This is a genomic window from Arthrobacter sp. TS-15 (assembly GCF_006964045.1).
Classification (GTDB): domain Bacteria; phylum Actinomycetota; class Actinomycetes; order Actinomycetales; family Micrococcaceae; genus Arthrobacter.
Map to the genome: position 1 here is coordinate 1 of NZ_SDXQ01000026.1, position 6727 is coordinate 6727.

Consider the following 6727-nt stretch of genomic DNA (forward strand, 5'->3'; position numbering starts at 1 on the left):
TGGAAAGCCACCGCAACCAAGACCTGGCCCCTCTTCACCGCAAACCCCTGCCAAAACACCCCCGTCATCAAACCCCAACCAACAAACCCCAACCCAACACCAACACCAACACCCACACCCACGCCGACTGTGCCGACTCAGGGAACGGTCGATCTGGTGAATCTGACTCCAGGGGGCACGGTTGGCATAGATATGCCGGCGGCACCTGTTGCCTCAGCCGATGGCCGATTCGTCGCCTTCATATCTGCTTCTCCGGACCTTGCACCAAACGGGGACAACAATGAATCGGAGGATGTCTTTGTGCGGGACATGCAGACGGGTGTCACCCGTCTGGTCTCCGGCACTCCTTCTGGAGCAACCGGAAACGCAAAGTCACATGAACCGTCTATCTCAGCGGACGGCCGCTACATCGCTTTTACCTCCGGAGCATCAGACCTCGTTCCTTCGGACGCCAGTAAGTTGAGCGACGTATTTGTTCGCGACATGGTTGCAGGCAGCACTGTGTTGGTCTCAGCTACTCCTGCGGGCTCTGCAGGTAACGGTCAGTCAATCGGCCCCTCGATTTCAGCTGATGGCGGCCTGGTGGCATTTACTTCAACTGCGCAGAACTTAGTGGCCGGGGATACCAATGCCGCAAGCGATGTTTTTGTTAGGGACATGGTCACGCAGACCTCACGTCTTGTCTCAGCCACACCGCTCGGCGTACCAAGTAACGGTTGGTCGAGTTCTGCATCCCTATCCGCAAATGGGCAATTTTTGGCATTCTCGTCTTCGGGCGATGATCTGCTGGAGGGTGATTCCCCTGTTAGCTACGGCGATGTATTTATCCGAGACTTGGCGCAAGGGGTTACCCGCCTCGTCTCCGCAACCCCCGGCGGCGGGTTTGCAGATGACACATCCCACAGTCCGTCGATTTCCGCAGATGGCCGTTACGTGGCATTTGGCTCCTATGCTTCTAATCTCGACGCTACCGAACCGGCCGAAACACGAGGCACCAATGATGTGTTTGTGAGGGACATGGTGTCGAATGTGACCAGGACCGTTTCGGTGCCTCCGCCAGGTAAACCCGCCAACGATTGGTCGTTCAGCCCTTCCATTTCCGACGATGGTCACTTGGTGAGCTTCATTGCCAGTGGTTATGACATGATCAGCGGCGAGAGCAAAGAAGCTGAAGACGTGTACGTTCGCGATATGACAAGCGGTAGCGTGCGGTTGGTCAGCGCCGCACCGTCTGGTGACGCTGTCAATGAATGGCACCTTCAACAGTCGATGTCTGGAGACGGACTGCACGTAGTCTTTTCGACGTTTGGAAATGATTTGCTTCCTAACGGAACTCCCGCCGGCCTCGGGATTTTTCGAGCTCGGATCGGATCCTGATTCGTCGTGTGCCCCTGATAACCCGGTACGCTGGAAGCTGTTTTTTGCGTCCAACCACCGGAGTGTCGTGCGAGTTGTAGTTCTTGGGGATATTGGTCAGCCCGTTTATCACGTGGGTGACGAAGCCATGACCCATGCCGTGGTGGACGAACTGCGCGCCAGGGGAGTGACGGACATTGTGCTGTTGTCGCGGGACCCGGAGCAGAGCACCAGGATTTTTGGCACCGAGTCAGTGAAGACCTTGGAGTTCCCGTGGCCTCCTCACCGGCGTGAGAGGTACCTGCGCGAGATCAAGGCCATCCTGGCAGGGGACATGTCTGCCCTTCCCGCTGAAGACCAGGTTCATGCACTCATTGAGACCATGAAGGGTTGCGACGGCGTAGTAATCGCCGGTGGCGGGAACATGACTTCCCCCTACGGCTGGCTGCTCTACGAAAGGGCAGCGGTGGGCGCCATCGCCAACGCCTTGGGCAAGCCGCTGGTCATTTCCGGGCAAACTCTTGGGCCTGTTCTGACGGGCCCTGACTATGACACGGTTGTGGAACTCTTCCGCTCAGCAACGCTCACCAGTGTCCGCGAACAAACCTCGTGGGAACTGATGCGGAACGCCGACGTGCCGGCTGGGTTGACGCTCGACGACGCGAGCTTCTTTGAGGTGGACCACGCCCTTCCGGCTGCCCTCGAACTGGATCAGGTGACGTACAAGCCCCAACCGGGCCGTCCCTTCCTGGTAGCCACTTTTGCGCCCGGCACCGGCGCCATGGACAGGGACGCCTTCAACCAGCGGATCGCTGAGGTGCTGGACAGAATCGCCGACGCCGGCAAGCTGGATGTTGTGATGATCGCCCACATGTCGCACCCGGGCCAAGCTGACATCGACATTGAAACCCACCAGGACATCCGGCGCAGGATGAACACGGAGAACGTGATGGTCTGCGGTCAGCTGTCAGCGGAGGAGTCTGCGTCGTTGACGATGCAGGCCGAGATAGTGGTGGCGAGCCGGTACCACCCGATCGTCTTCGCACTGTCCGCAGGCGTTCCCTGCTTGGGTATCGCCGTGGACTACTACGGAGAGGTGCGGATCGGCGGGGCACTTGCAAACTGGGGTCTCGGCCACACCATGCGTTCCCTCCGCCACTTGGCCACTCCGGAATTCGATGCTTTCGTAGACCAGTTCCTGGCCAGCAACAATGACATCCGTTCATATCTGAAGCAACTGAGCCCCGCCCAAGGCGAGTTCCAACGCGAGTGGTGGGACGCCGTCGTCGAGACCCTGCAGGGGGCCCGACCAGAGGCGCCGGTTCTTGTGAGCCCGGAACCGGCCCTTCCGGAACTCGCCTCCGGGGAGCACCCGTCCGTGGCCCAACTGACGGCCAACAACGAGCTGCACATCGGCCACCAGTCGGTGGAGCTCTATGGCCTGACCCACGTTCTGGAAGACACCCGTGGAAGCCTCGGCGCAGTGGAAGCGGACCGGGACCGGCTGCGGGACGAACTGAATCACCTCACCGGAACGCTTGCCGCCAGGGAGTCTGAACGCGACCATCTTCAGACTGAACGCGACCAGCTCCAGGATGAGCTTCAGGTGCTGAAGTCCTCCCTGCTGGTGCGGGCCGGCCGAAAGCTCAGGCTGCTCCGACGCTGAGGAACGTCCGCCAGCCTTCCAGCATCCGCTCGGGTTCCGTGGGTAGAGTAGAGGCCTGAACATCGCCGGATTGCAGTGGATACGGAGCACGAATTGTCAGCTTGGCTAGAACTTGGACCGGACAACTACGTCTTGGAAACCGAGGGATCGTTACTCAACACCGGGCTCGTGGTGGGCTCTGAACTCGCCATGGTCATCGACACCGGCTGCGGCCCGCGCCAAGGCCGGGAAATCCTCGCTGCAGTTCGCGAAAAGACCCAGCTTCCGCTGGTTGTGGTGAACACCCACGCGCACTACGACCACTTCTTCGGTAATGCAGTATTTGCCGACGACGGCGTCACGGAGTTTTGGGCGCACGCCAACTGTGCGGCCGCTATAGAACGCGACGCCGACAACCAGCGACGCTTCGTGGCCACCAACGAGCCCGAGATGGCTGCGGGGGAGGGCGACGCCGTCGACATCGTGGTCCCCAACGCCCTGGTCCACGACCAGCCTGTCCTCGTTGACCTTGGCGGTATCACCGCCACGCTGTTCTACCTGGGCCGGGCACACACTGACGGTGACCTCCTTGTTGGCACCAACTCCACCCTGTACGTAGGTGACCTGGTGGAACAGGGCGCGCATCCCTCGTTTGAGGACTCGTACCCGGAGGAATGGGCGGATGCCCTGCGGCACATCTCTGCCCTGCGCCACCGCTACGAGTTCCTTGTCCCGGGCCACGGCAAACCCGCCAGCGATGAGTTCGTGAAAACCATGGCTGACACCATGGGAACTGCAGTCCGGCAAGCAACCCAGTCCATTCGCGATATGCCCTCCGATGCCACCAAGGCCATTCCTGTGCTGCCGTACGGCCCGGAGCAATCACGCTGGTTCATTAAGAGGCTTCAGGAAACCAACGCCCACGGACGTTCTTCAGTGGGCACTCCGGACTTCGGGCCGGAAAAGACGGGTTTTTATCCTTCGTAAAACAAGCTTCCTTACAAATTTGTCATTTTCTTTACTCCCAACCATGGACTAACCGCTTAATGCCGTCCTAGGATGAAGGCGACCATTGGTTCGCGACTACCTGGGGGTGTCGAGATGACGGGTTCACGCGTGTTTCCGCGTGCTACCAGCATTCTCCGCTCCGTCATGGTCGCTGGCGCTGGCACCGCAATCTGGATGGCACTTTCCGCTTCGGCCGCAAGTGCAGATACGGGAACCTCTGACAAAACCCTTCTTGGATCTGTCACGTCCTCAACATCGGTGAGCATCCCGGTGCCGAACGTACCTCTACCGAACGTGGTCAAGGGACTGGTACCCACCAACCAGATCAACGTCCACGTGCCTGCCGTGACGCCCCTCGTGGAACACGTCGGCGGCACGGTTGATCATGTGGTTTCAGCCGTCCCGGTGGTCAATAACGTGGTCCCGTCAGACACTGCAGGAACTGTGGTGAACACGGTGGTGGCTCCTTTCACTAACACCGTAGACCACACCGTGAACGTAGTTGTTCCGCCGGTGAACCAGGTTTTGGAACCTGCCCGGCTGGAACCTGTCACTGACGTAGTGTCCCCGATTGTGGACCCGATTGTCGGCGTTGTGGACGGCGTTGTAGGCACCGTGCTGCCGCCCGTCGAAGCCGTAGTTCCGCCGGTAGTCGCTCCGCCTGTTCCGCCTGTGGCAGTTCCGCCGGTGGTGGCGCCTCCCGCCACGGCACCCGAGACTCCCGCTGTGCCGGGAACCGACGCTCCTGTTGCCCCCGCTGCGGCGGAAGCCGGCACTTTGGCGACTACCGGCGTCGTACATTCCACAGGCACAACTCTTCTTGAGACCGGCAAACTGGACCCGCGCGTCACTCGACCAGGAGTGAACGCCAGCGCTTCAGGGCTGCTGAATCCCGCACGAAACTTCGGTCCCACCGGGATCACAGCGGTGCTCGGCGGCGCCTCCTCAGCCGACGATCCCGCCGCGCCTGCGGACCTGACTCCCGACCCCGCAGCGGTCCCCGGCAGCCTCACGGGAGCCGGCTCCGGGAACTCCCAAAACGGTCCACCCAGCCCCGCAGCAGCATTCCTGCAGGGCGCCCTGATCATCCCCGTCGACGCTCTTCCCGGCCTGGCAACGGCCGGCACCGAACAACATCCAACGCCGGTGTGCTTCGACCCCGGCTCCTCTCCTGACTAGTTCCTCCACCAGCCGCACAGCTCTTCGCGGCAGACGGTCATTCAGGCGATCCGTCACTCGGACGCCCTTGGGAACAACGTCTTCAGGAGAGAACCACAATGAACACGACCATACGCAAGTGCCTCATCGGCACATGCTTTGCAGGGGGCATGATCGTCCTCAGCGCCACAGCGGCAAACGCCGCTGACACCACCAGCGGCAAAGACGGAATCCTTTCCGGCACGCAAGTGGTGGCACCCGTAACAGCGCCGATAAGCCTCGGCGGAACATCACTTGGACTATTGGGGGATTCAGCAGCTACCGTCTCGGCACCTGCTGCAGGTTCGAGTGCCGCCGGCGCGGGCCCGGCGCCGACGGCCACCACCAACGGTTCCAACAGCATCGGCTCCGGAACGCAGATAGTTGCTCCGGTAACGGTGCCCATAAACCTGGGCTCGTCATCAGTGGGTCTGCTGGGGGGCTCCACTGCGACGAGCTCAGCCACACCTGCCGCTCCAGCCGCACCTGCGGCTCCCGCGGCTGCAACAAGCCCGACGCCGGCAGCCAGCACCAGCGGTTCGGACGGTATCGCCTCGGGAACCCAAGTAGTGGCTCCGGTGACTGTGCCGATCAGCTTGGGCTCGACCTCAGCTGGTGTCCTTGGCGACTCCGTTGCTACAACTTCAGCTCCTGCGCCGGCCCCTGCTGTGGCTCCGGCCCCAGCTTCGGCTCCGGCGCAGGCAACCACGTCGGGGGGAGAGAGTATCGCATCCGGCGCTCAGGTAGTGGCTCCGATTTCGGTCCCTGTTAACATCGGAGCCACTGCCGTGGGTGTTGGCGGAGACTCCTCTGCTACCTCCGGCTCAGCTGCTTCTTCTGGTTCGTCGGCTCCTTCGGGTGCTTCGACCTCGGGCGCAGATGGCATTGGTTCGGGTACGCAGGTTGTTGCTCCTGTGACGGTGCCGATCAACGTGGGTTTCACCTCGGCTGGTTTGCTGGGTGATTCCTCCGCTACGAACACGGGTACCACTGGTGGAACTGCTCCGTCGGGCACCACGTCCGGCAGCACCACGTCCGGCAGCGATGGAGTTCTTTCCGGCACCCAGCTGATCATCCCGATCACGGCTCCCGTAACCCTCGGTTCCACCTCGGCTGGTTTGCTGGGTGATTCCTCCGCTACGAACACGGGTACCACTGGTGGAACTGCTCCGTCGGGCACCACGTCCGGCAGCACCACGTCCGGCAGCGATGGAGTTCTTTCCGGCACCCAGGTTGTTGCTCCTGTATCTGTGCCGGTCAATTTGGGTGCGAGCTCAGCTGGTTTGCTGGGTGACTCTTCCGCCACGAACACGGGTACCACCGGCGGAACTGCTCCGTCGGGCACCACGTCCGGCAGCACCACGTCCGGCAGCGATGGAGTTCTTTCCGGCACCCAGCTGATCATCCCGATCACGGCTCCCGTAACCCTCGGTTCCACCTCGGTGGGAATTGGTGGGGGATCGACGGCCACTGTGAATCCTCCTGTTGTGAACCCTCCCGTTGTGAATCCTCCTGTTGTGA

5 protein-coding genes are annotated in these 6727 nt (G+C 61.4%); all 5 read left to right on the forward strand.

Going from position 1 to position 6727, the window contains the following annotated elements:
• Window positions 1-1377 (forward strand): TolB family protein (locus EU811_RS09470; protein WP_187697111.1); only part of this gene is annotated, 1377 nt, incomplete at its 5' end.
• 67 nt (window positions 1378-1444) lie between these two features.
• Window positions 1445-3022: a polysaccharide pyruvyl transferase family protein gene (locus EU811_RS09475; RefSeq protein WP_238703375.1), complete on the forward strand. Its 1578-nt coding sequence runs from the start codon at window positions 1445-1447 to the stop codon at window positions 3020-3022.
• Window positions 3023-3115: 93 nt separating this feature from the next.
• Window positions 3116-3988, forward strand: coding sequence for an MBL fold metallo-hydrolase (locus tag EU811_RS09480; RefSeq protein WP_238703376.1), 873 nt, complete (start codon window positions 3116-3118; stop codon window positions 3986-3988).
• Between the two features lie 114 nt (window positions 3989-4102).
• A complete protein-coding gene (locus EU811_RS09485) occupies window positions 4103-5188 on the forward strand; it encodes a hypothetical protein (protein WP_142938221.1) in 1086 nt (361 codons plus the stop codon).
• Between the two features lie 98 nt (window positions 5189-5286).
• Window positions 5287-6727, forward strand: a 1441-nt coding sequence (locus EU811_RS09490; protein ID WP_142938222.1) for a chaplin family protein, incomplete at its 3' end; no start/stop codon positions are given.

What these genes read in the sequence shown, in the direction of transcription:
- EU811_RS09485 (WP_142938221.1), top strand. Translation starts at nt 4,103, where the DNA reads ATGACGGGTTCACGCGTGTTTCCGCGTGCTACCAGCATTCTCCGCTCC.